The organism is Phreatobacter aquiterrae (assembly GCF_053471285.1).
Genome location: NZ_JBJPHW010000007.1, coordinates 211581 through 235215, shown reverse-complemented (window position 1 = coordinate 235215; position 23635 = coordinate 211581). Strand labels below are relative to the sequence as shown.

Annotated in this window: 26 protein-coding genes and 1 other RNA gene; 14 read left to right on the top strand and 13 right to left on the bottom strand. The window is 68.1% G+C overall.

Annotation, left to right across the window (positions count from 1 at the left end; genetic code table 11):
• The first annotated feature begins 93 nt into the window (after positions 1 to 93).
• From ACJ4V0_RS13030 to uxaC, 4 genes are all read left to right on the top strand, one after another.
• Positions 94 to 420 carry a phosphoribosyl-ATP diphosphatase gene (locus ACJ4V0_RS13030; RefSeq protein ID WP_448300001.1) on the top strand — a complete coding sequence of 109 codons (327 nt, stop codon included), beginning with the start codon at positions 94 to 96 and terminating at the stop codon, positions 418 to 420.
• Between the two features lie 15 nt (positions 421 to 435).
• Positions 436 to 1416 (top strand): type I pantothenate kinase, encoded by a 981-nt coding sequence (gene coaA / locus ACJ4V0_RS13025; RefSeq protein WP_448300035.1) that lies wholly within the window; start codon positions 436 to 438, stop codon positions 1414 to 1416.
• A gap of 169 nt (positions 1417 to 1585) precedes the next feature.
• Entirely contained in the window at positions 1586 to 2218 is a 633-nt protein-coding gene (locus ACJ4V0_RS13020; RefSeq protein WP_448300000.1) for a HupE/UreJ family protein, read from the top strand.
• A 117-nt stretch (positions 2219 to 2335) separates the two neighbouring features.
• A complete protein-coding gene (uxaC, locus tag ACJ4V0_RS13015) occupies positions 2336 to 3772 on the top strand; it encodes a glucuronate isomerase (RefSeq protein ID WP_448299999.1) in 1437 nt (478 codons plus the stop codon).
• A 256-nt stretch (positions 3773 to 4028) separates the two neighbouring features.
• Here the strand turns inward: uxaC and recR are convergent, their stop codons facing one another.
• The 5 genes from recR to ffs all read right to left on the bottom strand — a co-directional run bounded on the left by recR (position 4029) and on the right by ffs (position 7492).
• On the bottom strand, positions 4029 to 4634 hold the full coding sequence (gene recR / locus ACJ4V0_RS13010; RefSeq protein ID WP_448299998.1) for a recombination mediator RecR: 606 nt from the start codon (positions 4632 to 4634) through the stop codon (positions 4029 to 4031).
• A gap of 15 nt (positions 4635 to 4649) precedes the next feature.
• Complete coding sequence (locus ACJ4V0_RS13005; RefSeq protein WP_448299997.1) at positions 4650 to 5120, bottom strand: cupin domain-containing protein; 471 nt, start codon at positions 5118 to 5120, stop codon at positions 4650 to 4652.
• Positions 5121 to 5127: 7 nt separating this feature from the next.
• Positions 5128 to 5451 (bottom strand): YbaB/EbfC family nucleoid-associated protein, encoded by a 324-nt coding sequence (locus ACJ4V0_RS13000; RefSeq protein ID WP_448299996.1) that lies wholly within the window; start codon positions 5449 to 5451, stop codon positions 5128 to 5130.
• A gap of 21 nt (positions 5452 to 5472) precedes the next feature.
• Complete coding sequence (locus ACJ4V0_RS12995) at positions 5473 to 7311, bottom strand: DNA polymerase III subunit gamma/tau (protein ID WP_448299995.1); 1839 nt, start codon at positions 7309 to 7311, stop codon at positions 5473 to 5475.
• 85 nt (positions 7312 to 7396) lie between these two features.
• An RNA gene (ffs, locus tag ACJ4V0_RS12990) (signal recognition particle sRNA small type) lies at positions 7397 to 7492 on the bottom strand.
• Between the two features lie 131 nt (positions 7493 to 7623).
• Between ffs and ACJ4V0_RS12985 the strand changes: the two genes are divergently transcribed.
• Both ACJ4V0_RS12985 and nudC read left to right on the top strand, forming a co-directional pair.
• Positions 7624 to 8040, top strand: a complete 417-nt coding sequence (locus tag ACJ4V0_RS12985; RefSeq protein ID WP_448299994.1) for an HIT family protein — start codon at positions 7624 to 7626, stop codon at positions 8038 to 8040.
• A 62-nt stretch (positions 8041 to 8102) separates the two neighbouring features.
• Positions 8103 to 9074, top strand: a complete 972-nt coding sequence (gene nudC, locus ACJ4V0_RS12980; protein ID WP_448299993.1) for an NAD(+) diphosphatase — start codon at positions 8103 to 8105, stop codon at positions 9072 to 9074.
• Here nudC and ACJ4V0_RS12975 read toward each other — a convergent pair.
• From ACJ4V0_RS12975 to ACJ4V0_RS12965, 3 genes are read right to left on the bottom strand one after another with little or no spacing between them, the layout of a single operon-like run.
• Positions 9071 to 9973: a LysR family transcriptional regulator gene (locus ACJ4V0_RS12975; protein ID WP_448299992.1), complete on the bottom strand. Its 903-nt coding sequence runs from the start codon at positions 9971 to 9973 to the stop codon at positions 9071 to 9073. The two genes, nudC and ACJ4V0_RS12975, sit on opposite strands and share 4 nt — an antisense overlap.
• Before the next feature lie 41 nt (positions 9974 to 10014).
• A complete protein-coding gene (locus ACJ4V0_RS12970; RefSeq protein WP_448299991.1) occupies positions 10015 to 10878 on the bottom strand; it encodes a prephenate dehydratase in 864 nt (287 codons plus the stop codon).
• Positions 10879 to 10921: 43 nt separating this feature from the next.
• Positions 10922 to 11656: a 3-deoxy-manno-octulosonate cytidylyltransferase gene (locus ACJ4V0_RS12965; protein ID WP_448299990.1), complete on the bottom strand. Its 735-nt coding sequence runs from the start codon at positions 11654 to 11656 to the stop codon at positions 10922 to 10924.
• A gap of 186 nt (positions 11657 to 11842) precedes the next feature.
• Between ACJ4V0_RS12965 and ACJ4V0_RS12960 the strand changes: the two genes are divergently transcribed.
• The 8 genes from ACJ4V0_RS12960 to ACJ4V0_RS12925 all read left to right on the top strand — a co-directional run bounded on the left by ACJ4V0_RS12960 (position 11843) and on the right by ACJ4V0_RS12925 (position 18654).
• Positions 11843 to 12385 carry a c-type cytochrome gene (locus tag ACJ4V0_RS12960; RefSeq protein WP_448299989.1) on the top strand — a complete coding sequence of 181 codons (543 nt, stop codon included), beginning with the start codon at positions 11843 to 11845 and terminating at the stop codon, positions 12383 to 12385.
• A gap of 234 nt (positions 12386 to 12619) precedes the next feature.
• Complete coding sequence (locus tag ACJ4V0_RS12955) at positions 12620 to 13315, top strand: response regulator transcription factor (protein ID WP_448299988.1); 696 nt, start codon at positions 12620 to 12622, stop codon at positions 13313 to 13315.
• A 25-nt stretch (positions 13316 to 13340) separates the two neighbouring features.
• A complete protein-coding gene (locus tag ACJ4V0_RS12950) occupies positions 13341 to 15134 on the top strand; it encodes a sensor histidine kinase (protein ID WP_448299987.1) in 1794 nt (597 codons plus the stop codon).
• 11 nt (positions 15135 to 15145) lie between these two features.
• Positions 15146 to 15580, top strand: a complete 435-nt coding sequence (locus ACJ4V0_RS12945; RefSeq protein ID WP_448299986.1) for an HPr kinase/phosphorylase — start codon at positions 15146 to 15148, stop codon at positions 15578 to 15580.
• 203 nt (positions 15581 to 15783) lie between these two features.
• Positions 15784 to 16185: a PTS sugar transporter subunit IIA gene (locus ACJ4V0_RS12940; protein WP_448299985.1), complete on the top strand. Its 402-nt coding sequence runs from the start codon at positions 15784 to 15786 to the stop codon at positions 16183 to 16185.
• A 100-nt stretch (positions 16186 to 16285) separates the two neighbouring features.
• Positions 16286 to 16606: an HPr family phosphocarrier protein gene (locus ACJ4V0_RS12935; protein ID WP_448299984.1), complete on the top strand. Its 321-nt coding sequence runs from the start codon at positions 16286 to 16288 to the stop codon at positions 16604 to 16606.
• 112 nt (positions 16607 to 16718) lie between these two features.
• A complete protein-coding gene (locus ACJ4V0_RS12930; RefSeq protein WP_448299983.1) occupies positions 16719 to 17429 on the top strand; it encodes a class I SAM-dependent methyltransferase in 711 nt (236 codons plus the stop codon).
• A gap of 70 nt (positions 17430 to 17499) precedes the next feature.
• Positions 17500 to 18654, top strand: coding sequence for an aminotransferase (locus ACJ4V0_RS12925; RefSeq protein WP_448299982.1), 1155 nt, complete (start codon positions 17500 to 17502; stop codon positions 18652 to 18654).
• A gap of 7 nt (positions 18655 to 18661) precedes the next feature.
• Here ACJ4V0_RS12925 and ACJ4V0_RS12920 read toward each other — a convergent pair whose 3' ends face one another.
• From ACJ4V0_RS12920 to ACJ4V0_RS12900, 5 genes are all read right to left on the bottom strand, one after another.
• The gene (locus ACJ4V0_RS12920; RefSeq protein ID WP_448299981.1) at positions 18662 to 19093 is read right to left on the bottom strand and encodes an RrF2 family transcriptional regulator; all 432 of its coding nucleotides are present in this window, start codon (positions 19091 to 19093) and stop codon (positions 18662 to 18664) included.
• Between the two features lie 122 nt (positions 19094 to 19215).
• A complete protein-coding gene (dut, locus tag ACJ4V0_RS12915; RefSeq protein ID WP_448299980.1) occupies positions 19216 to 19674 on the bottom strand; it encodes a dUTP diphosphatase in 459 nt (152 codons plus the stop codon).
• The gene (gene coaBC / locus ACJ4V0_RS12910; RefSeq protein WP_448299979.1) at positions 19671 to 20882 is read right to left on the bottom strand and encodes a bifunctional phosphopantothenoylcysteine decarboxylase/phosphopantothenate--cysteine ligase CoaBC; all 1212 of its coding nucleotides are present in this window, start codon (positions 20880 to 20882) and stop codon (positions 19671 to 19673) included. Before coaBC ends, dut begins: the two co-directional genes overlap by 4 nt.
• A gap of 101 nt (positions 20883 to 20983) precedes the next feature.
• Positions 20984 to 22060, bottom strand: a complete 1077-nt coding sequence (locus ACJ4V0_RS12905; protein WP_448299978.1) for an AI-2E family transporter — start codon at positions 22058 to 22060, stop codon at positions 20984 to 20986.
• Positions 22061 to 22154: 94 nt separating this feature from the next.
• Complete coding sequence (locus tag ACJ4V0_RS12900) at positions 22155 to 23600, bottom strand: AMP nucleosidase (protein WP_448299977.1); 1446 nt, start codon at positions 23598 to 23600, stop codon at positions 22155 to 22157.
• Positions 23601 to 23635: the final 35 nt, after the last annotated feature.

Here is a 23635-nt window from a genome sequence, read left to right as displayed (position 1 = left end):
CACCGTGACATTGCCCCGATAATCTGCATCATGCCGCGACTTTCTGGCCCGGCCCATGGCCGGTCCCGTCCCTCGTCCAAGGGCAGCGTGCCGATGAGTTCCTTTTCGCTCGCCGATCTCGAGGCCATCGTCGCCCGGCGCGCCAGCGCTCCGGCGGCGGAGAGCTATACGGCTGCCTCGCTCGAAAAGGGTGCTGCCCATTGCGCCCGCAAGTTCGGCGAGGAGGCGATCGAGGCGATCATCGCCGCCACGGAGAACGACAGGGCCGGCCTCGTGGCCGAGAGCGCCGACGTGCTGTTCCACCTGCTCGTCGTCTGGCGCGCGCGCGGCATCGCCCTCGACGAGGTGATGGTCGAACTCGCGCGCCGGACGACACAGTCGGGCCATGCCGAAAAGGCATCGCGGTCCAAGACCTCCTGAATGAACGAGCGCCCGATGCCCGCAAGCCTCGCTGCCGCCGCCCTGGTCGAGCCGCCTAACGGCAGCCCCTCGCCCTATCGGGTCTTCTCGCGCGCCGAGTGGGCCGAGAAGCGCGCCGACACACCGATGACGCTGATGCCGGAGGAGGTGACGAAGCTGCGCTCCTTCACCGACCAGCTTTCCATCGAGGAGGTCGAGGCGATTTACCTGCCGATCTCGCGACTGCTGTCCTTCTACGTCGCCGCCCAGCAGAAGCTGTCGCGCGCCAGCCAGTCCTTCCTCGGCGCCAAGGATGTGAAAATCCCCTTCGTCATCGGCGTCGCCGGCTCGGTGGCGGTCGGCAAGTCGACCACGTCGCGCGTGCTGCAGGCGCTGCTGTCGCGCTGGTCCAACACGCCGAAGGTCGATCTCGTCACCACGGACGGGTTCCTCTTCCCCAATGCGCATCTGGAGCGCGAGGGGCTGATGAAGAAGAAGGGCTTCCCGGAGAGCTACGACACGAAGGCGCTGCTGCGCTTCCTTGCCGCCGTGAAGGCCGGCGAGCGGCACGTGAAGGCGCCGATCTACTCACACCTCGTCTATGACGTCGTGCCGGGCGGCGCGGTGGAAGTCGACAGGCCCGACATCCTCATCGTCGAGGGCCTGAACGTCCTGCAGACCGGGCGGCCGCCGCGCGAAGGCAAGGCCATTCCCTTCGTCTCGGACTATTTCGACTTCTCCATCTTCATCGACGCCGAGGAGGAGGTGCTGGAGCGCTGGTATCTCGAGCGCTTCATGCGGCTGCGCGAGACGGCCTTCCGCGACCCGCAGAGCTACTTCCGCCGCTATGCCGAGAAGTCCGAGTTCGAGGCGATGAAGACCGCGCTGGCACTGTGGTACGGCATCAACCTCGTCAATCTGCGCGACAACATCCTGCCGACCCGCCATCGCGCCAAGCTGATCCTGAAGAAGGCCGCCGACCACCGCATCGACAGCGTCAGCCTCCGGCGCGTGTAAGCGGCCCAGCGGCTCCTGCCCGGGCGGCATTGCACACCCCACCGGCCACTGACGACCCTTCTCCGCTGCTGGTGCGCCGGCTAGTCTCATGGTGATCGGGCGGCCTGCAAGCAGGCCCTGATCGATGAATGCCGCTTCGATAAACGGGCGGCCCCAGGGAGATCGCCCGATGTCGCGCCTCTGTCATATCGCTTGCCTTGCCGCTCTTGCCGCCGTTGGCGGCGCTGTGCCGGCGCTGGCTCACCATCCCATGGGCGGGGCGACGCCGGACACCTTCGTGCAGGGCCTGCTCTCCGGTTTCGGCCATCCGGTCCTCGGCCTCGACCATCTGGCTGCCCTGATCGTCGTCGGCCTGCTGGCATCGCGCGCCGGGCGCGGCTGGTTCGTGCTGCCGTCGCTGTGGATCGCGGCGATGGGCCTGGGCGTCTTCGCCCATCTCGGCGCCATCGACCTGCCCGGGGCGGAATTCCTGGTCGCGGGCAGCCTCGTCGTCATCGCCCTGATCGGCGTTCTCGCCCCGGCTCTGCCGCTTGCAATCACCGGAACTGTCTTCGCCGTCGGCGGCTTCTCCCATGGCCATGCGCTGGCGGAGAGCGTCGTCGGCGCCGAACCGATGCCGATCGTCGCCTATCTGATCGGCCTCGTCATCGTACAGAGCGCCATCGCAACTGCGGTGACGCTTGCGGCCCGACGCCTGTTCCCTCTGACCGCAGAAGTGCCGCCAGCATTTCGTGCGGCCGCCGGGGCGATGGGCGCCGTCGGCCTGGTCTTCCTGGTGATCGCGGCGCGCGGTCTGGCCTGAGCCGTCGGCACGCCGCCCATCGGGCCGGCCGATTGACTCCCCAAGCTGCCATACTAGTTTGCCGCGGCCGGATGACAGCGCCGCGGCAAGGCGGCGCGCACCGGTGCGGGAGGCATGATGACCCCTTCGAGGCTGCCGTTGCCGTCGAGCCGCATCAGCGCGCCCGACCGGCTGTTTCCGCTCGACCCGTCCGCCCGTGCCGTCGCCCGGCGGCTCTACGAGGCGGTCGCGACACTGCCCGTCGTCTCGCCGCACGGCCACACCGATCCGCGCTGGTATGCCGAGAACAATGCCTTCCCCGATCCGGCGAAGCTCTTCGTCATCCCGGACCATTATGTCTTCCGCATGCTCTATTCGCAGGGCGTGAGCATGGAATCCCTCGGCGTGCCGACGAGGGACGGCACGCCGGTCGAGACCGATCCGCGCGCCATCTGGCGGCGCTTCGCCGCGCACTACCACCTGTTCCGCGGCACGCCGACGCGGCTCTGGCTCGACCATGCCTTCGCCGCCCTGTTCGGCCTCGACGAGCGCCTGTCGGCTGCCAATGCCGACCGTGTCTATGACCTGATCGACGGCGCGCTGCGGCAGCCGGCCTATAGGCCGCGCGCCCTGTTCGAGACCTTCGGCATCGAGGTGCTCGCGACGACGGAAGGCGCACTGGACGATCTCAAATGGCATGCGCAACTCGCCGCGTCCGGCTGGACGGGGCGGGTGGTGACGACCTATCGGCCGGATGCGGTGGTCGATCCGGACTTCGAGGATTTCCGTGCAAACCTTGAGAGGTTCGGGCAACTGACCGGCGAGGACACCACCACCTGGACCGGCTATCTCGCTGCGCATCGCAAGCGCCGCGCCGTCTTCAGGGCGCACGGCGCGACCGCGTCCGACCACGGCCACCCCACGGCGCGCACCGCCGATCTCGCCCCGGTGGAAGCCGAGCGACTGTTCCGTGCTGTCACGACCGGCCATCCGACGGCGGAGGAAGCCGATCTCTTCCGTGGCCAAATGCTGACCGAGATGGCCCGAATGAGCCTCGACGACGGGCTGGTGCTGCAGATTCATCCCGGCTCCCGCCGCAACCACAATGCCGGCATTTTCGCCCGCTTCGGCCGCGACATGGGCGCCGACATTCCGGGGCCGACCGACTATGTCGGCGCGCTCAAGCCCTTGCTCGACGCGGTGGGCAACGAGCCGGGGCTCACCATCATCCTCTTCACCCTCGACGAGACAGCCTATTCGCGCGAACTCGCGCCGCTCGCCGGACACTATCCGGCGCTCAGGCTCGGGCCCCCCTGGTGGTTCTTCGATTCGGTCGAGGGCATGAAGCGCTTCAAGCAGCAGGCGATCGAGACGGCCGGCTTCTCCAACACGGTCGGATTCAACGACGATACGCGCGCCTTTCCGTCGATTCCCGCGCGCCACGACGTCGCCCGCAGGGTCGATTGCGCCCATCTCGCCGAACTCGTCTGCGACGGCCGCCTCGACGAGGATGAGGCGCATGAGCTCGCCGTCGACCTCGCCTACCGGCTGGCGAAAGAGGCCTATCGGCTGTGAGGGGCCGGCCCGCCGCGCGCTTCCGGGGCGTCAAGCAGCCATGGATCAGCCAAGTGCGTCCTTCGAGGCTCGCTGCGCTCGCACCTCAGGATGAGCAGGGCGGTGCGGTGCACGACGGAAGACGGCGGTTTTGGGCTCGGGGGAAATCGGCCGTGCGACGGCTGCGCCGTTCTGCCAGACACCCACCTCCTCATCCTGAGGTGCGAGCGCAGCGAGCCTCGAAGGACGCACTTGGGCTCTGCGGGGCTTTCGCGCCTCAGAAGCTCGTGCGCGAGCGGATCGCCGCCGAGATGGTGCCCTCGTCGAGATAGTCGAGCTCGCCGCCGACCGGCACGCCGTGGGCGAGGCGGGTGACGGCAACGCCGGTTCCGGCGAGGAGGTCGGTGACGTAGTGGGCCGTGGTCTGGCCATCGACGGTGGCGTTCACGGCAAGGATCACCTCGCGGACGCCTCCCGCGCGCACCCGCGTGACCAGGCCCTCGATGTTCAGGTCCTGCGGGCCGACCCCGTCGAGCGGCGACAGGGTGCCGCCGAGCACGTGGTATTTCGCATTGATCGCCCCGGCACGCTCCAGTGCCCAGAGATCCGACACGTCCTCGACCACGATGATGACGCCGCCGTCGCGACGCGGATCGGTGCAGAGGGTGCAGGGATCGGAGGTATCGACATTGCCGCAGGTCCGGCAGATGACGATCTTGTCCAGCGCCTCGGCCATGGCGGCGGTCAGCGGCTGCATCAGGCTCTCGCGCTTCTTGACGAGGTGCAGCGCGGCGCGCCGCGCCGAGCGAGGCCCCAGGCCCGGCAGCTTGGCGAGAAGCTGGATCAGCCGCTCGATCTCGGGGCCTGCGACCCTCTTGGACATGGAGGCGGTTCTTTCTCAGGTCTTTCGGCGGTCTTCGGTCCAGTCGCTCGCCCGGAGGCCGTCCAGCGGCACCTCCGCGCCGAGCCCCTCGACGAAGGCGACGCCCTGGTCGGGATAGACGCAGACCTCGTGGGCGAAGCGGTTGCCGAAGGCCCAGATGACGAGGTCATCCGCGCCGGTGTTCTCGAAGGTGTGCGGCTCGGGATCGCCGGCACGGTAGCAGAAGGCATCGCCGGCCCTGGCGGGGACGCGCTCGTCGCCGTGGAGCAACGTCGCGGTTCCAGCCATCACGATCAGGATCTCCTCCTGAAAGAGGTGCCGGTGTCGCCGTGACGACCGGTCGCCCGGCTTCACGGTCTGGATGATGAGGCCGACCCTGTCGCTGCCGAGCGTGCGGCCGACATCCGTCATCCTCCCGCCGATGCCGGCTTCGAACCGGTAGTCGAAGGGCTTGATGTCGGTGATGGCGACGCGGCGCAGCGGCATCAGGACCTCAGAACGGCAGCTTCATGCCTGGCGGCAGCGGCAGGCCGCCGGTGACGCCCTTCATCTTCTCCTGCGCGACGACCTCGGCCTTGCGGCGGGCGTCGGCATGGGCGGCGACGATCAGGTCCTCGACGATCTCCTTCTCGTCGGCCTTCAGGAGCGAGGGATCGACGGAGATGCTCCTGAGGTCGCCCTTCACGGTGAGGCTGACGGTGACCATGCCGCCACCGGCCGTGCCCTGCACCTCGGTGCGCTCCATGTCAGCCTGCGCCTCCTGAAGCTTGGCCTGCATGGCCTGTGCCTGTTTCATCAGGCCCATGATGTCCTTCATGGCGAGTATCCTTCGCTGTGATCAGAAGTCGTCGTCCCAGGGGTCGACGGGTTCCCAGTTGCCGTCCGGATCGTCGTCGCCCGACACGGCCGCCGGTGCGGCCTCGGCTTCCGCCGCGCCTTCGAGCGGGCGCACGGCGACAATCTCGGCGCCGGGAAATTTCGCCAGAATCGCCTGAACGCTTGGATGGGCAAGAACGCCCCGCTCGCGGTCGGCCTGCTCGGTGGCGAGGCGCTCGCGCACCGTCGGCTCGCCCTCCTCGGAGGAAATGGTGACGATCCAGCGCCGTCCGGTCCAGTCGGTCAGCTTCTTCTGCAGGTCCCCGGCAAGGGTCGGGGCGGCATTGCGGGTGGGGCGGAAGTCGAGCCGGCCGTCCTCGCAGCGCACGAGGTGCATGTCGCCCTCGAGCTGCTGCTTCAGCCGCACGTCGCGCTTTTCGGCGCAGAGCTTGATGATCTCGGCAAGGGTGCCCAGCGCGAGATGGGGCTGCGCCTGCGGGGCCGGCTGTTCGCGCATGGCGACGGGGGCGCCTTCGGGCCGGGCGACCTGCTGAAGGCGCGGAGCACCGCCGGCGGCGGCGACCTGTGCGCTCGCGCCTCCGCCATTGCCGCCCGAGGGCAGGCGGGGGGCGCCGCCGCCGATGCCTGAGCCGTCTGCCAGCATGCGTAGCGCCTCGTCGGGGGTCGGCAGGTCCGCCGCATAGGCAATGCGAACGAGCACCATGTCGGCCGAGGCCAGGGGCTTGGGCGAACGCGCCACCTCCTCGATGCCCTTCATCAGCATCTGCCAGGCGCGGGCGAGGACGCGATGGGAGAGGCGCGCGGCGAAGTCGCGGCCGCGCTTGCGCTCCGTCTCGGAGAAGGCGACGTCGTCGGCGGCTGCGGGGGCGACCTTCACGCGGGTGACGAAATGGACGAACTCGGCAAGTTCGGCGAGCACGATCCCGGGGTCCGCCCCGTCGTCGTACTGGCCCTTGAACTCGGCCATGGCGCTGGCGACGTCGCCCTTCATGACGTGCTCGAACAGGTCGATGATGCGGGCGCGGTCGGCGAGGCCGAGCATGCGGCGGACATTGTCGGCCTCCACCGTTCCCGCGCCGTGGGCGATGGCCTGGTCGAGGATGGAGAGGCTGTCGCGCACCGAGCCCTCGCCGGCGCGGGCGATGAGGCCCAGCGCATCGGGTTCGATGGCGACGCCTTCCTTCTCGCAGATGCCGGCGAGGTGCTTCACCAGCACGTCGGCTTCGACGCGCCGGAGATCGAAGCGCTGGCAGCGGGAGAGCACGGTCACCGGAACCTTGCGGATCTCGGTGGTGGCGAACATGAACTTCACATGCGCCGGCGGCTCTTCAAGAGTCTTCAGGAAGGCGTTCCACGCCTTCTCCGACAGCATATGGACCTCGTCGACGATATAGACCTTGTAGCGCGCCGAGACCGGCGCATAGCGTGCGCCATCGGTGATCTGGCGGACGTCGTCGATGCCGGTGTGGGAGGCCGCGTCGATCTCCATCACATCGACGTGGCGGCCTTCCATGATCGCCTGGCAGTGGATGCCGGGCCGGTCGAGATGGATGGAGGGGCGGTCGACCTCGCCGGGCAGCTCGTAGTTCAGCGCGCGGGCGAGGATGCGGGCGGTGGTCGTCTTGCCGACGCCTCGCACGCCGGTGAAGAGGTAGGCCTGCGCGATCCGCCCGGTGTCGAAGGCGTTCGACAGGGTGCGGACCATGGCCTCCTGGCCGATCAGGTCGGCAAAGTGCTGAGGCCGGTACTTGCGGGCGAGGACGCGATAGGCCGCCGCGGCGGGGGCAGGCTCCTGGGTCCCGAGATCGAACCCGGGTTCGGTCTCGGGCGAGGAATCCATGTCTGTCCTGCTCGGGGCTCTGGCGAACGGCTCATGCCAGTGTCGCGCGCGGCGCGCGCGGGGGCAACCATCCGCTGGGGATGAAGTGGGAGGCTGACACGCGACCCGAAACGGGCTCGTTACGGCTGCTTCCTTCCGGATCTGACCGGGTTGGCGAGAGTCTCGTCCACCGCCAACCTCCCACGGGCTATATGGCGGCAAGGCGGGCAGGACGCAAGCGGAGTTCTGCCGCCGATGGCAGCAGGAAGGGCCGGACAGATCGACCGCATCTAGCTATACGAATTCGCCGCCGCGCGAGACGAGATGAGATCCATGACCACCGCCTTCAGCCTCGACTCCCGCCTCGCCGCCGACACGGTCGCCGTCACCGACCTCGTGCTCTGCCAGATCCGGCTGATGAACGATGCCACCTATCCCTGGCTGATCCTTGTGCCGCGGCGGGAGGGCACGGTGGAGATCGTCGATCTCGGCCCGCAAGACCGCGTCCAGCTCATGGATGAGATCGCCACCGTCTCGGGCGTGCTTCGCGCCATGATCCACTGCGACAAGCTCAACGTGGCGGCGCTCGGCAACATGGTGCCGCAGTTGCATGTCCACATCATCGGCCGCTTCGCCGGCGACCCGGCCTGGCCGGGGCCGGTGTGGGGCAAGGTGCCCGCCAGGCCCTATGCCGATGCCCCGCGCGAGGGCTTCATTGCCGCGTTGAGGGCAAGGCTCTCCGCCGGTTGAGCGCGTTGCTCGGGCGGCCGGGGCATGCGAGCGTCTCGTCCCCACCTGCCGGAAGATCGTCCATGTCCGATGCCCTGCCGCCGCTGCCGCCGATCACGCTCGGCTATACCGAGAATGACCTCGACCGGATGAGCGCCAAGCGCGGCGACGAGGCCTGGCTCGGGCTCACCTTCGCCGATCCGCGCACGCGGCTCTATGTCTTCGCCGGCGAGACGCCGATCCTCCGGCGCAACGGCGACCGCGGCGATCCGCTGTTCACGGCGCAGGAGGCGGAGGCCTTCGGCGAGCCGCTGGAGACCGCCTTTCTCGGCCTCGCCAACGGCGCGCCCCGCTTCGCCCGCTTGGTGCCGGAACTCGCCAAGACCGACCCGAACGCCTACCGCATCGCAGAGGTCAAGGTCGACGACCCGACGCTGCTCATCACCGACATGCGGACGATCGCCATGAACGGCGTCGTCGAGCCGCATCACCTAGGGCCCATGGCGCAGGGCAAGTCGGTGATGCACTGGCACGCGACGCATCGCTTCTGCGGCAAGTGCGGGGCACCGTCGCGTTTGTCGCAGGCCGGCTGGCGGCGCGATTGCCCGTCCTGCAACGCCCAGCATTTCCCGCGCACCGATCCGGTCGTCATCATGCTGGCGCTGGATGGCGACCGCTGCCTGCTGGGACGCCAGCGCCGCTTCCCGCCGGGCATGTATTCGGCGCTCGCCGGCTTCCTGGAAACGGGCGAGACGATCGCCGATGCGGTGCGCCGCGAGATCATGGAGGAGGCGGGCGTCCGGATCGGCACCGTCACCTATCTCTGCGACCAGCCCTGGCCCTTCCCGGCCTCGCTGATGATCGGGTGCCTCGCGGAAGCGACCAGCCGCGACATCGAGATCGATACGGAAGAACTGGAGGACGCACGCTGGTTCACCCGCGAGGAGTGCTGGATGATGCTGGCGAAGCAGCATCCGGCGCGGCTCTCCTGCCCGCCGCCGCTGGCCATCGCGCACCACCTCCTCCGCGCCTTCGTGGATGGGAAGCATCGCTAGCCGAGGCGGGCCTTCATCAGCGCGATGGCATCCGCCGCCGCGGTGCCCGAGGGCTGCGGCAGCCAGAGGCAGGAGATCGTCCAGGCCGGAAGTCCGTCGGCCTCGACGAGCGGCAGGACCGTCGCGCCGGTGATCGCGAGGCGCTTCACCACCATGGACGGCACCAGCGCCGAACCGAGCCCGAGGCTGACCATGGCGGCGACTCCCGCCCAGCTTTCGGCCTCCTGTGCGAGAGTGGGGAGGGTGCCCGTGGCCTGAAGCGCGGCGATGAGGCCGTCATGGGCCAGAGCCGCCCTGTCGCGCGCCAGCACCACCAGCGGCTTGCGCGCGATATTGGAGAGGCTCGCGGTCTTGCGCAGCCGCGCTTCGGCATCCGGCACCAGCGCGGACCATTTCGACGTGGCGACCTGCTTGTGGACGATGCGCGGATGGGGCGGCAGGGGCGGGGCGGTGAAGATCATCGCGACACGCCCTTCGGCGAGCGCCGACATCTGGGTTTCGAGCGTGCCATGGTGCAGTTCGGGGACAAAGCCGGCCTCGATCCAGGCCGGGTCCTCGAACAGGTCACGCAGCGGTCCGAGCATGGCGTCGTCGCTGACGCCGATGCCGATGGTCGGTGCGCGTTCGCTCACCTCGCGCGCGAGGCGCGCCGCCCGCTCGGCAGCCGCGAGCGACAGCCGGGCCTCGGCGACGAAGACCTCGCCGGCGCGGGTCAGACTGACAGCCTTGCCGGCATGGTCGAAGAGGACGACGCCGATGTGCCGTTCGAGCTGGGCGATGCGGGCGGCGGCCGTGCGGCGCCCGACGCCGAAGCCGGCACCGGCCGCCGTCAGGTCGCCGCTATCGGCAAGGGCGATGGCGATGCGCAGCGTGTCGAGTTCGGGAGGCGCTGAGTCCATGCGGCCAAGGTGCCGCGATTCGCGGCGCCCGGGCGAGGCGTTTACTCCGCCACTGTCTTCTCGACCTCGTTGCGCCAGGGGTTCTGCGGATAGACGCCGAGAATGGTCAGTTCCTTGGCGAAGAAGGCGAGTTCCTCCAGCGCCAGCTTCACCGGCCGGTCGTCGGGATGGCCCTCGATCTCGGCATAGAAGCGCGTCGCCACGAAGCGGCCGCCGATCATGTGGCTCTCCAGCTTCGTCATGTTGACGCCGTTGGTGGCAAAACCGCCCATGGCCTTGTAGAGCGCCGCCGGCACGTTGCGCACCTGGAAGACAAAGCTGGTCAGGCAATCCTGGCCGGGAGCGGCCCAGATCTTCTGGCGCGACAGGATGACGAAACGCGTGGTGTTGTTGGCGGCGTCCTCGATGTCCTCGGCGAGGATGTCCAGGCCATAGACTTCCGCCGCGAGGCGCGGCGCGATGGCGGCCTGCGTCGGGTCGCCCATCTCCGCAACCTCGCGGGCCGAGCCCGCCGTGTCGGCCGCCACGATGGGCTTCAGGCCGAGCTTGCGGATGATCTGGCGGCACTGGCCGAGGCCCATGATGTGGCTGCGCGCCGTCTTGATCGTGCCGAGGGATGCGCCCTTCACCGCCATCAGCTGGAAGCGGATGGGCAGGAAGAACTCGCCGATGATGTTGAGGCCGGCGGTCGGCAGCAGATGATGCACGTCGCCGACACGGCCGGCGATCGAGTTCTCGATCGGGATCATGCCGAGGTCGGCGTCACCGTTCAGGATGGCGGCGAAAGCGTCCTCGAAGCTGGGGCAGGGCACCACGTCGGCGTCGGGGAACACGGCCTTGGAGGCCTGGTGCGAGAAGGCGCTGAGTTCGCCCTGGAAGGCGACGCGCTTGGGCGCGAGGATCATGGGAGCATCACTCCGGGATGGGGCGGGTTCTGTAGCCGATCGGTCAGGATTTGGCGATGAGGGCGCGCGCCCTTTCGAGGTCGGCCGGGGTATCGACGCCGAGCGGCACGGCGTCGACCACCGCCACGTCGATCCGCATGCCGTTCTCCAGCGCGCGCAACTGCTCCAGCCGCTCGCGTTTCTCCAGCGGGGCCGGGGGCAGGGAGACGAAGCGTTCGAGGGCAGCGCGGCGATAGGCGTAGAGGCCGATGTGATGGTAGAGCGGCCCCTCGCCGGTGGGAGCGGTGGCGCGGGTAAAGTAGAGCGCGCGCAGGCGCGTCTCCGACAGGGGCGTGCCGACCACCTTCACCACGTTGGGGTTGGTGATCTCCTCCTGCCGCGTGATCACGGCGGTCAGCGTGCCGATGTCGACCGCCGGGTCGTCCAGGAGATCGGCGGCCGCCCGGACGATCGAGGGCTCGATGGTCGGCAGGTCGCCCTGGACGTTGACGATTCGGGTAAAGCGCCTTTCGGGGTCGACGAGGTCGGCCGCCTCCTGGATCCGGTCGGAGCCGGTCGGATGGTCTGCGCGGGTCATGACGGCCCGGCCGCCGGCGGCCTCGACGGCGGCCAGAATCTCCCGCGAATCCGTCGCCACCACCACCGGACCGAGCCCCGCCGCCTCCGCCCGTCGCATCACATGGACGATCATCGGCGTTCCGCCGATGTCGGCGAGAGGCTTGCCGGGAAGGCGTGAGGCGCTCATGCGCGCGGGGACGAGAACAATCGAGGCGGTCATCAGAGGCCGGATGCGGGCGAGGGAGCCAGTTTGGAGGCGGCAAAAAGTAGCATGTGAGAGGCGTGCATATACGGGTTGCCTCGCAGGGCGCAAATTGGATAGTGTCCGCGCCAAATCGGCAGGCCCATCCCGCGTTCCCCCGCGCACCTTATCTCACGGCGCCGCCGATCTCTGGAGCTGGTCCCGATGGACGGATTGGAATTCAACAAGGTCATGATGGCCGTGCTGCTCGTCGGCACGGGCACATTGGGTGGCAGCCTGCTCGCGGGTGAGCTCTTCAGGCCGGCCAAGCCGGCGAAACCCGGCTACGAAGTGGCGGTCGCTCCCGCAGGCGGTCAGCAGGCGGCGCCCGCCGCGGCTGCTCCCACGAAGTCGATGGCAGAGGTCTTCGCCTCGGCCAACGCGGCGAACGGCCCGGCCGTGTTTCGCCAGTGCGCCACCTGCCACACCATCAACAAGGGTGGTGCCAACGGCGCAGGTCCGAACCTCCATGGCATCGTCGGCCGCAACCATGGCGCCACTGCGGGCTTCAACTACTCGGCCGCAATGAAGGCCAAGGCGAGCGAGCCGTGGACGCTCGAGGCCATCTACGCCTTCATCACCAATCCGCGCGCCGCCCTGCCCGGAACGACCATGGCCTTCGCCGGCATCCGCTCCGAGCAGCAGCGCGCCGACCTGATGGCCTATCTGCGCGAACAGGCGGACAGCCCCGTCGACATTCCGAAGTAAGGTCCGCGCCCTGACGGAAACGAGGCCGGGTCCATGCCCGGCCTTTTTCGTTTGGGCAGCCGTGGACAACATCGGTGTCTCGAAGGGCCGAGGCCACTTATATTCCTCGCATTCGCCCCTTATCTTTGCTTTGCCTTGGCGCTATCCTGCGCCAGTCCCATTTTTGCCACGCTTGGCGCGTTCGAACGGCAGGGGTCTGTCTGCCACAATCGCCCCGCCCAACAAGGTAAGCAAATGCCGACCATCGCTCTCGTCGACGACGACCGGAACATCCTGACCTCGGTCGCCATCGCTCTCGAAGCCGAAGGCTATCGCATCGTCACCTACAATGACGGCGCCGCGGCCCTTGACGGCTTCAAGCAGACGCCGCCGGACCTCGCCATCCTCGACATCAAGATGCCGCGCATGGATGGCATGGAGCTGTTGCGCCGGCTGCGCCAGAAAACCGACATGCCGGTCATCTTCCTCACCTCCAAGGACGAGGAGATCGATGAACTCTTCGGGCTCAAGATGGGCGCCGACGATTTCATCCGGAAGCCATTTTCCCAGCGTCTCCTGGTCGAGCGGGTGAAGGCGGTGCTGCGCCGTGCCGCCGCCAAGGACCCGATCGCGGACGCCAAGTCCGACGCCAAGGTGCTGGAGCGCGGCAAGCTGCGCATGGACCCGGAGCGCCACACCTGCACCTGGGATGGCCAGCAGGTGACGCTGACCGTCACCGAATTCCTGATTCTGCAGGCGCTGGCCCAGCGTCCAGGCGTCGTGAAGAGCCGCAATGCCCTGATGGACGCGGCCTATGACGATCAGGTCTATGTCGACGACCGCACCATCGACAGCCACATCAAGCGGCTGCGCAAGAAGTTCAAGGTGGTCGACGACGACTTCGAGATGATCGAAACGCTCTACGGCGTCGGCTACCGCTTCAAGGAGTGAGGCTCGCACGAGCCTTTCCAGGATCATGCTGGACCGGACCCAGGACGATACCGCACCTCGAGGAGAAGCGGTGCTCCCGCCTCCCCTACGGACCGTGAGGCCGTGGACGCGGTTCGGGCGCATCCTGGCGCGGGCGACGCGGGCCGTCGTCAACCGCTCCTTCTCAAGCCTCACCCGCCGCATCGTCCTGCTCAATCTCGTCGGGCTGGTAGCGCTGGTCTCGGGCATTCTCTGGCTGTCGCAGTTCCGCGCCGGCCTCATCGAATCCCGCCAGCAGAGCCTTCTCGTCCAGGGTGAGATCATCGCGGGCGCCATCGCCGCGTCGGCTGCCGTCGACGGATCGGTGATTCCCATCGATCCGGACAAGCTGTTCGAGCTGCAACTCGGCGGCACCGGCTCGGCGATCGACGACCCTGCCGCGCTGCTCGAGTTCCCGATCAATCCGGAGCGCGTCGCGCCCGTCCTCAGGCGCCTGACCGGGCCGACCGAGACGCAGGCGCGCATCTACGACCGCGAGGGCAACCTGATCCTCGACAGCCGCAACCTCTATGGTCGCGGCGACATCCAGGCGCTCGATCTGCCGCCGATCGGCACCAAGCCGCCCTTCTACGAGAAGTGGTGGAACGAGATCCGCCGGTTCCTGCGCGGCGGCGGCAATTTCCCTATTTACCGGGACTTCGGCATGCGCAACGGACGGAGCTATCCGGAAGTCGCCCAGGCGCTGAACGGGCAAAAGGTCAGCATGGTCCGGGTCAATGACCGTGGCGAGCTGATCGTCTCGGTCGCGATTCCGGTGCAGCGGTTCCGGGGCGTTCTCGGCGTGCTGCTGCTCAACACCCAGGGCGGCGAGATCGACGCCGTGCTCGATGCCGAGCGGTTCCAGGTCCTCAGGGTGTTCCTGGTGGCGGCCCTCGTCATGATCGTGCTGTCGATCCTGATGGCCCGCACCATCGCCGGCCCGGTCCGCAAGCTCGCCGAGGGCGCCGACCAGGTGCGCCGGCGCCATCGGTCCCGCGAGCAGATTCCCGACTTCAGTCAGCGCCGCGACGAGATCGGCCACCTGTCGCGCTCCCTGCGCGACATGACCGACGCGCTCTACGCCCGCATCGAGGCCATCGAGCGGTTCGCGGCCGACGTCGCCCACGAACTGAAGAACCCGCTGACCTCGCTCCGGTCGGCAGTGGAAACGCTGCCGCTCGCCAAGACGGATACCTCGCGGACGCGGCTTCTGGAGGTCATCCAGCATGACGTGAAACGCCTCGACCGCCTGATCACCGATATTTCCGATGCCAGCCGCCTCGATGCCGAACTGCAGCGGCAGGAATCGACCCGGGTCGATCTCTCCCGGCTGCTCGGGACCATCGCCACCATCGCCAATGAGGTCCGCAAGGATGGCGACGTGCCGGTGCGCCTCGCCTTCGAGGGCGGCAAGGCGGCCGACTTCGCCGTGCCGGGCCATGACAGCCGCATCAGCCAGGTGTTCACCAACCTCATCGACAACGCCCGCTCGTTCTCGCCGCCGACGGGCGAGGTGAGGGTGACCGCCCGCAAGCTCAAGGGGGCGATCGAGATCACGGTCGACGACGATGGCCCGGGCATTCGCGAGGACGCGCTGCAGCGGATCTTCGAGCGCTTCTACACCGACCGCCCGCACCAGGACTACGGTCAGAACTCCGGCCTCGGCCTGTCCATTTCCAAGCAGATCATCGAGGCGCATGGCGGCAGCATCTGGGCCGAGAACCGCGCCGGCCCGCCCGGTCCCGACGGCGAGCCGACCGTGCGCGGCGCGCGCTTCGTCGTTCGCCTGCCGGCCGCCTGAGCGGGGCGGCGGTGGCGAGCATCCATGCCTCTGCCGTGCTGGTCGGCCCTCGCGCCGTGCTTGTCCGGGGTCCCTCGGGGTCCGGCAAGAGCGCCCTCGTCCATGCCCTTCTCGACGCCGCCCACTCTGGGCTCATCCCCTTTGCGCGGCTCGTCGCCGACGACCGCGTGATCCTGTCGGTGCATCACGGACGGCTGCTGGCGCGTGCGCCCGATTCCATCGCCGGCCTTGTGGAGCGGCGCGGCGCCGGGGTCGTCAGGCTCCCCCATGAAGCGCAGGCGGTGGTCGGGTGGATCGTCGACCTCGACGCCCCCGACGCCGCCCGGATGCCGGAAGATGATGCCGCGCGGGTCGTCATCGACGGCGTCGTCCTGCCGCGCATTCCCGTCGCCCCGGGCGTGCCGCCGCTGCCCCTGGTTCTCGATGCGATCGGCAGGTCGGCGTGAGCCATATCGCGACGGTCTGAAGGGCCAGCGGGCGCGCGCCACCACTCTGTCGCCCTGCCGCTGGCAGGCTCTGGGCCTCAGGTTGCGCCGCAGCAGAATCGTTGCAGTTGCGTCACTGGGGGCCTTGCGCTCCCCGGTCACATGGTGATCATATCCGCCTCTTTGTCGATCTGGCGCGTCTCGTGGGACGCGCGGAGTGCCTGATGATCGGACTCGTCATCGTGACGCACGGCCAACTGGCCGTCGAATTCCGACACGCCATGGAGCATGTGGTTGGTCCCCAGAATCAGGTGGAGACCATCGCCATTGGTCCAAGCGACGACATGGACCAGCGCCGCCGCGATATCATCGCCGCTGTCGAGAAGGTCGATTCCGGCGATGGTGTCGCCGTGCTCACCGACATGTTCGGCGGCACGCCGTCCAACCTCGCGATCTCGGTGATGAGCGGCCGGCCCGTGGAGGTCATCGCCGGGATCAACCTGCCGATGCTGGTGAAGCTCGCAACCGTCAGGTCGGAAAAGCCGCTGGCCGAAGCCGTGCTGCACGCCCAGGAGGCGGGCCGCAAGTACATCAACATTGCCAGCCGCGTCCTCGCGGGTCATTGAGCTCGGGGAGATCCGGTGTCTAGAATGACGGCAATTCGCCCCCTTTCAGGGCATGTCCATCGCCGGTCGCCGCGGATGGGCAAGGGGAGAACGTTTCGCCATGTTGGATGATGAGGTCGGTTGTCCTCCGCCAGCGCCTGCCCGCGACGGCGAGATCGTCCGGGAACTTGCGATCGTCAACAAGCGCGGCCTGCACGCTAGAGCCTCCGCCAAGTTCGTGGCCTGCGCCGACCGGTTCAACGCCACCATCCAGGTCTCCCGCTGCGGCGAGACGGTCGATGCCAGCTCCATCATGGGCCTGATGATGCTGGCGGCGGGCATCGGGACGTCCATTACCCTCAGGGCCAGCGGCGCCGAGGCGGCGGCGGCGGTCGACGCCCTTTCCGCGCTGGTCGCCGACCAGTTCGGCGAGGGCGAATAGGCGGCACCATGACGGACCGTGAAATGATCTGGCTGGTGGCCATCCATGTCACTCTTGTCGTCTCCGGCGTCATGCTGGCGCTGACCGCCCGGCTGTCGGAGCATTCGCACGGATGAGCGACTGGCGGTCCTTCTGGGATGGCGAGCACGCCATCTATGTCAGCGACCGCCACAAGGCGGTGCATTATCAGGCGATCGCCGAAGGCATCCTGGCCCATGTCGCTGCAGCGGGGCTCGGCCATGAATCGGTCGTGCTCGACTATGCCTGCGGCGAGGCGCTGGAAACGCCTCGCGTCGCCAGCGCGGTGGGGCGGCTGGTGCTGTGCGACGGTGCGCCTTCGGTCGTCGCCAGGCTGCGCGAGCGCTTCGGGCAGCTCGCCAATGTCGGCTTCGCGCTGCCGGAGGACCTCGATACGGTACTGGCGGACGGGTCGACCGACTTGATCGTGGTCTCCTCGCTTATCCAGTATCTCTCCCGGGACGATCTCGGAGATCTGCTGGGCCGCTTCCGCGCCAAGCTGAAGCCGGTGGGCCGGCTGGTCATCGCCGACGTCATTCCACCGGACGCCGGCATGGTCGCCGACGTCACCTCGCTGCTGCGCAATGCCCTGAAGCATGGCTATCTGCCCGCCGCGCTGATGGGTCTCGTGGCGACCGCCGTCTCGCCCTACCGCAAGCTGCGGTCCCAAATCGGCCTTTCCACCTATAGCGAGGCGGAGATGATTGGCCTGATGGCCGATCACGGTTTCGCTGCCGAACGGCATCGCGCCAATCTCGGACTGACGCCGCACCGCATGACTTTCGTCGGCGTTCCGGTGGTTTGACTCAGTCCGTCGATTTCGGCATACCGATCACCTCGTTCTTTGAAGCGAACGCCAGTGTGATGGTGGCCTCATGAATCCGATCTTCGCCAACCTGCCCACCACCGTCTTCGAGGTCATGTCGCAGCTGGCGCGCGAGACCGGCGCGATCAATCTCGGCCAGGGCTTCCCCGACGATCCCGGCCCGCTCGACGTGCGCCAGAAGGCCGCCGAGGCGGTCGTGTCGGGGTGGAACCAGTATCCGCCCATGATGGGCCTGCCCGAACTGCGGCAGGCGGTGGCCGATCACTACCGCCACCATCAGGGGCTCGTGATGGATGCCAACCAGGAGGTGATGATCACCTCCGGCGCCACGGAGGCGCTGGCCGGGGCACTGTTCTCGCTGATCGAGCCGGGCGACGAGGTCGTGCTGTTCCAGCCGATGTACGACGCCTATCTGCCGCTGGTCCGTCGTGCCGGCGGCGTGCCGCGCTTCGTGACGCTGCGTCCGCCGCACTGGCGCTTCACCGAGGAGGATCTCGCGAAGGTCTTCACCGACAAGACTCGCGTCGTGCTTCTCAACAACCCGCTCAATCCTGCCGCCTCCATTTTCCCGACCGAGGACCTCGAACTCCTCGGCCGCTTCTGTGAGCGGTTCGGCGCCACCGTCATCTCCGACGAGGTCTGGGAGCATGTGATCTTCGACGGCCGGCGCCACGTCTCCGTGCTGGCTGTGGACACGCTGCGCGAGCGGTCGGTGAAGATCGGCTCGGCCGGAAAGATCTTCTCGCTGACCGGCTGGAAGGTGGGCTTCGTCGTCGCCGCCCCCGCGATCCTGAAGGTACTGTCCAAGGCGCACCAGTTCCTCACCTTCACCACGCCGCCGAACCTGCAGGCGGCGGTCGCCTATGGGCTCGCCAAGGACAATTCCTACTTCGAGGGCATGCGCGCCGACCTGCAGCGTTCGCGCGACCTGTTCCATGCCGGGCTCGACGGCTCTGGCTTCCAGGTCCTGCCAAGCGCGGCGACCTATTTCATCAATGTCGATCTCGCCGCTGCGGGAATCTCCGACGATGTTGCCTTCTGCAAGGCGCTGGTCAGCGACCACGGCGTCGCGGCCATTCCCGTCTCGGCCTTCTATGCCGAGACGCCAGTGACCTCGGTGGTCAGGTTCTGCTTCGCCAAGAAGGACGAGACGCTCAACGGTGCCCTCGACCGTCTCGTGCGGGTCTTTGCCAAGGCGGCGTGACGCAGCCTCAGGCCGTTTCGAGTTCGCCGGTAAGCGCCGGCTGGGCTGCGGCCCTCTCGCACAGATCGGCGATCGATATCTGCGCCAGCCGGTCGAAATAGTCGCGCTCGGCCTCTGCCATGGCCGGGACGATGACGCCCTCGACCAGGGGCGACAGTGATTCGAACTCGTCGCTCAACGTCCCGACCGCGGTGCGGACGATCTCGGCGCAGTTGATGCGGTGGCGTTCGCGGGCGACGTCGTAGCCCCCCCTGGGGCCACGAAGACCTTTCAGGATGCCGGCCCGGACGAGCGCCTGGAGCAGGGGTTCGAGATGGCGGGGCGGAAGATTGTGGCGCGCGGCCAGCGCCTTCGCCGACACGGGTGCGTCCACCGCGTGAACGGCGATATCGACAACGGCGGCAATCGCCAGCCGGCCACGACGAGACAGGATGGGCATGGGTCCCTCAATGCATGGGAAGACGTCGTTTCTTCCCACCTCAAACAAATCATGGATCAGAGCAAAAACAGAAGACCATTTCGTGCATGCGGCCAATGCCTGCAACGCAGAGAAGAATTTTCCTATGTGCCGGTCGAACCAAAACCCCCGATTCCACGAGTGGTTTCATCCAGCTTTTCGACGGTAATCAGGTCCGCAACCGTGACGGGTGCAATGACGAGCTGGGCAATGCGTTCACCGCGGGCGATTTTCACAGGTTCATCACCGAGATTGATCAGCAGAACCTTCACCTCGCCGCGATAGTCGCTGTCGATCGTGCCCGGCGCGTTGAGCACCGTCAGCCCGTGCCTGATCGCGAGACCGGAGCGCGGCCGGACCTGGCCTTCATATCCCGGCGGAATCGCAAGTTCGAGGCCGGTCGGCACCGCAGCGCGGGCGCGCGGCGCCAGCGTGATGGGCGCATCCTCGGGCGGGGCCGCGACCAGGTCCATGCCGGCTGCGCCGTCGGTCTGGGCGCGCGGCAGCGGCAGTCCCTCGCCATGGGGAAGCCGGCGGACGGCGATCTGCAATCTTCGGCTCATCGTGCGGCGACCCTGTCGGCGAGGCGGGCGACGAGAGCGCGCGCCACCGCATCCTTGGACTGGCGCTCCCAGGTCTCGACCCCGTCGGGCGTGACCAGGTGGACGGTGTTGGCGTCGCCGCCGAATGTGCCGGTGCCCGTGGCGACGTCGTTGGCGACGATCAGGTCGCAGCCCTTGCGGGCGAGCTTGGCCCGGGCGTTGTCGATGACGTTCTCCGTCTCTGCCGCAAAGCCCACGACGAGGCGCGGCCGGTTCGCGGCGAGCTTTGCCACAGTGGCGAGGATGTCGGGGTTCTCCACGAAGGCGAGGGCGGGCGGGCCTCCCTCCCCCTTCTTGATCTTGCCGCCGGCGACCTCCGCCACCCGCCAGTCGGCGACGGCGGCCGCGAAGACGGCGATGGTGGCGGGCAGGGCGGACTCCACGGCCGCCATCATGTCGCGGGCGCTCTCCACATGGACGGTCGTCACGCCGACCGGATCGGGCAGGGCGACCGGCCCGGTCACCAGCGTCACCGTGGCACCGGCCTCCGCCGCGGCGCGGGCGATGGCGTGGCCCTGTTTGCCGGAGGAGTGGTTGGAGATGTAGCGCACCGGGTCGATCGCCTCACGGGTCGGACCGGACGTCACCACCACATGGTGTCCGGTGAGCGGGCGGCCGACCGCGGGATCGGCCATCAGCTGCTCGATCGCGGCGATGATCTCCGGCACTTCCGCCATGCGGCCGGGCCCGAACTCCCCGCAGGCCATGCCACCCTCGTTGGGGCCGACCACCGCGACGCCGTCGCCGCGCAGGGTGGCGAGATTGCGCTGTGTGGCCGGGTGCAGCCACATGCGCACGTTCATGGCGGGGGCGATGAGCACCCTCTTGTCGGTGGCGAGCAGCGCCGTGGAGGCGAGGTCGTTGGCGAGGCCGTTCGCCATCTTGGCCATCAGATCGGCGGTTGCGGGGGCCACCGCGATCAGGTCGGCGTCGCGCGACAGCTCGATATGACCCATCTCGTTCTCGTCGGTGAGCGAGAACAACTCCTGGAAGACCTTGTCGCCGGTTAGCGAGCCGACCGAGAGCGGCGTGACGAACTCGGTTCCCGCCTTCGTCAGGATGGCGCGAACCCTCGCGCCGCGGTCCTGCAGGCGGCGGATCAGGTCGAGCGACTTGTAGGCGGCGATGCCGCCGCCGATGACGAGGAGAATGCGTTTGCCGTGAAGCATGGTTGTGCCTGCACCCGGAGAGGGCCGAGACCCTAACGGGTTGTGTGTTGCGCTGCAAAGTCTCCCGCCTGATCGGGACGGCCGCCTTTCGGCCGTCCCGATCAGGCGGGAGGAGCGGCGGGCTCCGATGCCGGGGGGCGAGGCGGTGTTTCCGCGAGAAGCTGCCAGACCGTCACGAACATGGCGGCAATCAGCGGGCCAACCACAAAGCCGTTGAGCCCGAAGATCTGGATGCCGCCGAGGGTCGAAATCAGGATCATATAGTCCGGGAGCTTGACATCCTTGCTGACCAGTCTCGGACGCAGGACGTTGTCGGCAAGGCCGATGACGATCATGCCGAAAGCTGAGAGCACGATCGCCTGCCACACGGCCCCCGTGGCGAAGAGATAGATCGCGACCGGTCCCCAGACGAGGCTCGCACCAACGGCGGGAACCAGCGAGAGGAAAGCCATCAGGGCGGCCCATAGCAGCGGAGAGGGGATGCCGAGCACCCAGAAGATTAAGCCGCCCAGCGCGCCCTGTAGCAGGGCGATGAGAAAGCCGCCCTTCACGGTTGCCCGCACGACGAGGGTGAACCTGTCGAGGAGGGCGCGGCGGCGGCGCGGCTGGAGCGGCAGCTTGTCGGCGATGCGTCCGATCAGGCCGCCGCCGTCGCGCAGCAGGAAGAACAGCAGATAGAGCATCACCGCGAGGTCGATGACGAAGCCGGCCGTGCCCTGGCCGATGCTCACGGCGCGCGAAGCAATCGACTGGCTGCTCGCGGTAGCCCAGGAGGCGAGACGTTCCTGCACATCGGCCGCGTTGTAGATACCGTAGCGGGCGGCGAAGTCGGTGACCCAGGCGGGCAGGCTGGCGATGATCCGCCGAATCAGGCCACCGAGATCGATTCGTCCATCCTGCATCGCCGCATAGGTTTCGGCGCCCTGCGCGACAAGGCTCGCGCCAATGGCCAGGAACGGCAGGATGACGATCAGGAGAACGGCCGCCAGTGTGATCAGCGCCGCCACGCCCGGCCTTTTCGGCATGGCCCGCGCCACCCGGGCGTTGACGGGGGCGAAGACGATGGCGGTGACGATGGCCCACAGGATGGCGCCGAAGAAGGGCCAGAGAATCCAGGCGAACAAGAGGCTGACGACGATCAGCAGTGCCACGAAACCCACATCGTCGAACTTGCGCATTGTCGCCCCCGGCGGCCGGCTCCCGCGGGAGCCCAGGCACTTGAAAACGCCTGAGAATGGAAAAGGAGCCGCTAAGCTGGCGCTTTTTCCGATCTCAGCGGAATGGCGGCTCGTCGAAGCTCCTGAGCTTGCGCGAGTGGATGGTGCCGCCGGTGCGCTTCAGCCGCTCCACCGCATCGAGCCCGACAAGCAGGTGTTGCGCCACGGCGCTGGCATAGAAGGCGTTGGCGGCGCCGGGCAGCTTGATCTCGCCGTGCAGCGGCTTGTCGGAGACGCAGAGCAACGTTCCGTAGGGCACGCGCAGCCGGTAGCCCTGCGCCGCGATGGTGCCGCTCTCCATGTCCACCGCAATGGCGCGCGACAGGTTGAACAGGCGCGATTCCTGCGTGTAGCGCAGTTCCCAGTTGCGGTCGTTGTTGGTGACGACAGTGCCGGTCCGCAGGCGGTGCTTCAGCGCCTCGCCGGTCATGCCGGTGACGGCGGCGCAGGATTCCTGCAGCGCCGTCTGAATTTCCGCCAGCGCAGGGATGGGGATCTCCGGCGGCACGAGCTGGTCGAGGATGCGGTCGCGCCTCAGATAGGCGTGTGCGAGCACATAGTCGCCGATCTCCTGCGCCTGCCTGAGGCCGCCGCAATGGCCGATCATCAGCCAGCAATGGGGCCTGAGCACCGCCAGGTGATCGGTGATGTTCTTCGCGTTCGACGGACCGACGCCGATATTGACCAGCGTCACGCCGGCCGTGCCGCTCCGCTCGAGATGATAGGCGGGCATCTGGAAGCGGTGCCAGGGTGAGGCGGCGATCCGCACCGCGCCGCCATCCAGCGTCTCGCGGGTGATGCTCTGGCCGCCGGGCGCCACCAGCCGCTCGGCGCGGCCGGCTGCGATCTCCTCCGCCGCCCAGACCACGAACTGGTCGACATAGCGGTGGTAGTTGGTCAGCAGGATCCAAGGCTGGGCCGCGCGCCAGTCGGTGCCGGTGTAGTGGATCAGCCGGCGCAGGGAATAGTCCACGCGCACCGCGTCGAACAGCGACAGGGGCAGGGCGCCATTCGGCAGCCCCTCGAAGATGCCGTCGGCCACCTCGTCGCCGACCAGCGACAGAAGCGGGACGGGGAAGTGGCGGGCAAGCTCGGACGGGGTGCGGCCGCCCGCCGCCAGTTCATCGACGCCGTCGAGCACATAGGGATAGGGGATCTCCTGCGTGGACGGGCGGACATCGAGGGTGGCGCCGTACTCCTCCGTCAGAGGCCGCAACTGGTCGAGCAGGTAGCGGCGGAAGAAGCCGGGCTGCGTTACCGTTGTCGTGTAGAGCCCGGGGCGTGAGAACTTGGCATAGGCGCGGCGGTTGCGCGGCGCTGCGCGCTCGGGCGCATAGGTGACGGCGAGTTCCGGATAGACGAAGCGCGCGCGCTCTTCAGGTGACGGCGGGGCGGCGCCGTCGAGATAGCGGGCGAGGGCGCTGCGCAGGGCAGCGGTCGCATCCTCGTAGAGGGCTTCGAGCCGGTCGATGGCAAGTTCGGGCGTCAGGCGGTCAGTCATGGCGCGACTATAGGCGCGCCGTCACTCCGGCAGAA

Excerpts from the sequence above, each read along its gene's own strand:
- ACJ4V0_RS13030 (WP_448300001.1), top strand. The coding sequence starts at position 94 with ATGAGTTCCTTTTCGCTCGCCGATCTCGAGGCCATCGTCGCCCGGCGC.
- coaA (WP_448300035.1), top strand. The coding sequence starts at position 436 with ATGCCCGCAAGCCTCGCTGCCGCCGCCCTGGTCGAGCCGCCTAACGGC.
- ACJ4V0_RS13020 (WP_448300000.1), top strand. The coding sequence starts at position 1,586 with ATGTCGCGCCTCTGTCATATCGCTTGCCTTGCCGCTCTTGCCGCCGTT.
- uxaC (WP_448299999.1), top strand. The coding sequence starts at position 2,336 with ATGACCCCTTCGAGGCTGCCGTTGCCGTCGAGCCGCATCAGCGCGCCC.
- recR (WP_448299998.1), bottom strand. The coding sequence starts at position 4,634 with ATGTCCAAGAGGGTCGCAGGCCCCGAGATCGAGCGGCTGATCCAGCTT.
- ACJ4V0_RS13005 (WP_448299997.1), bottom strand. The coding sequence starts at position 5,120 with ATGCCGCTGCGCCGCGTCGCCATCACCGACATCAAGCCCTTCGACTAC.
- ACJ4V0_RS13000 (WP_448299996.1), bottom strand. The coding sequence starts at position 5,451 with ATGAAGGACATCATGGGCCTGATGAAACAGGCACAGGCCATGCAGGCC.
- ACJ4V0_RS12995 (WP_448299995.1), bottom strand. The coding sequence starts at position 7,311 with ATGGATTCCTCGCCCGAGACCGAACCCGGGTTCGATCTCGGGACCCAG.
- ACJ4V0_RS12985 (WP_448299994.1), top strand. The coding sequence starts at position 7,624 with ATGACCACCGCCTTCAGCCTCGACTCCCGCCTCGCCGCCGACACGGTC.
- nudC (WP_448299993.1), top strand. The coding sequence starts at position 8,103 with ATGTCCGATGCCCTGCCGCCGCTGCCGCCGATCACGCTCGGCTATACC.
- ACJ4V0_RS12975 (WP_448299992.1), bottom strand. The coding sequence starts at position 9,973 with ATGGACTCAGCGCCTCCCGAACTCGACACGCTGCGCATCGCCATCGCC.
- ACJ4V0_RS12970 (WP_448299991.1), bottom strand. The coding sequence starts at position 10,878 with ATGATCCTCGCGCCCAAGCGCGTCGCCTTCCAGGGCGAACTCAGCGCC.
- ACJ4V0_RS12965 (WP_448299990.1), bottom strand. The coding sequence starts at position 11,656 with ATGACCGCCTCGATTGTTCTCGTCCCCGCGCGCATGAGCGCCTCACGC.
- ACJ4V0_RS12960 (WP_448299989.1), top strand. The coding sequence starts at position 11,843 with ATGGACGGATTGGAATTCAACAAGGTCATGATGGCCGTGCTGCTCGTC.
- ACJ4V0_RS12955 (WP_448299988.1), top strand. The coding sequence starts at position 12,620 with ATGCCGACCATCGCTCTCGTCGACGACGACCGGAACATCCTGACCTCG.
- ACJ4V0_RS12950 (WP_448299987.1), top strand. The coding sequence starts at position 13,341 with ATGCTGGACCGGACCCAGGACGATACCGCACCTCGAGGAGAAGCGGTG.
- ACJ4V0_RS12940 (WP_448299985.1), top strand. The coding sequence starts at position 15,784 with ATGATCGGACTCGTCATCGTGACGCACGGCCAACTGGCCGTCGAATTC.
- ACJ4V0_RS12935 (WP_448299984.1), top strand. The coding sequence starts at position 16,286 with ATGTTGGATGATGAGGTCGGTTGTCCTCCGCCAGCGCCTGCCCGCGAC.
- ACJ4V0_RS12930 (WP_448299983.1), top strand. The coding sequence starts at position 16,719 with ATGAGCGACTGGCGGTCCTTCTGGGATGGCGAGCACGCCATCTATGTC.
- ACJ4V0_RS12925 (WP_448299982.1), top strand. The coding sequence starts at position 17,500 with ATGAATCCGATCTTCGCCAACCTGCCCACCACCGTCTTCGAGGTCATG.
- ACJ4V0_RS12920 (WP_448299981.1), bottom strand. The coding sequence starts at position 19,093 with ATGCCCATCCTGTCTCGTCGTGGCCGGCTGGCGATTGCCGCCGTTGTC.
- dut (WP_448299980.1), bottom strand. The coding sequence starts at position 19,674 with ATGAGCCGAAGATTGCAGATCGCCGTCCGCCGGCTTCCCCATGGCGAG.
- coaBC (WP_448299979.1), bottom strand. The coding sequence starts at position 20,882 with ATGCTTCACGGCAAACGCATTCTCCTCGTCATCGGCGGCGGCATCGCC.
- ACJ4V0_RS12905 (WP_448299978.1), bottom strand. The coding sequence starts at position 22,060 with ATGCGCAAGTTCGACGATGTGGGTTTCGTGGCACTGCTGATCGTCGTC.
- ACJ4V0_RS12900 (WP_448299977.1), bottom strand. The coding sequence starts at position 23,600 with ATGACTGACCGCCTGACGCCCGAACTTGCCATCGACCGGCTCGAAGCC.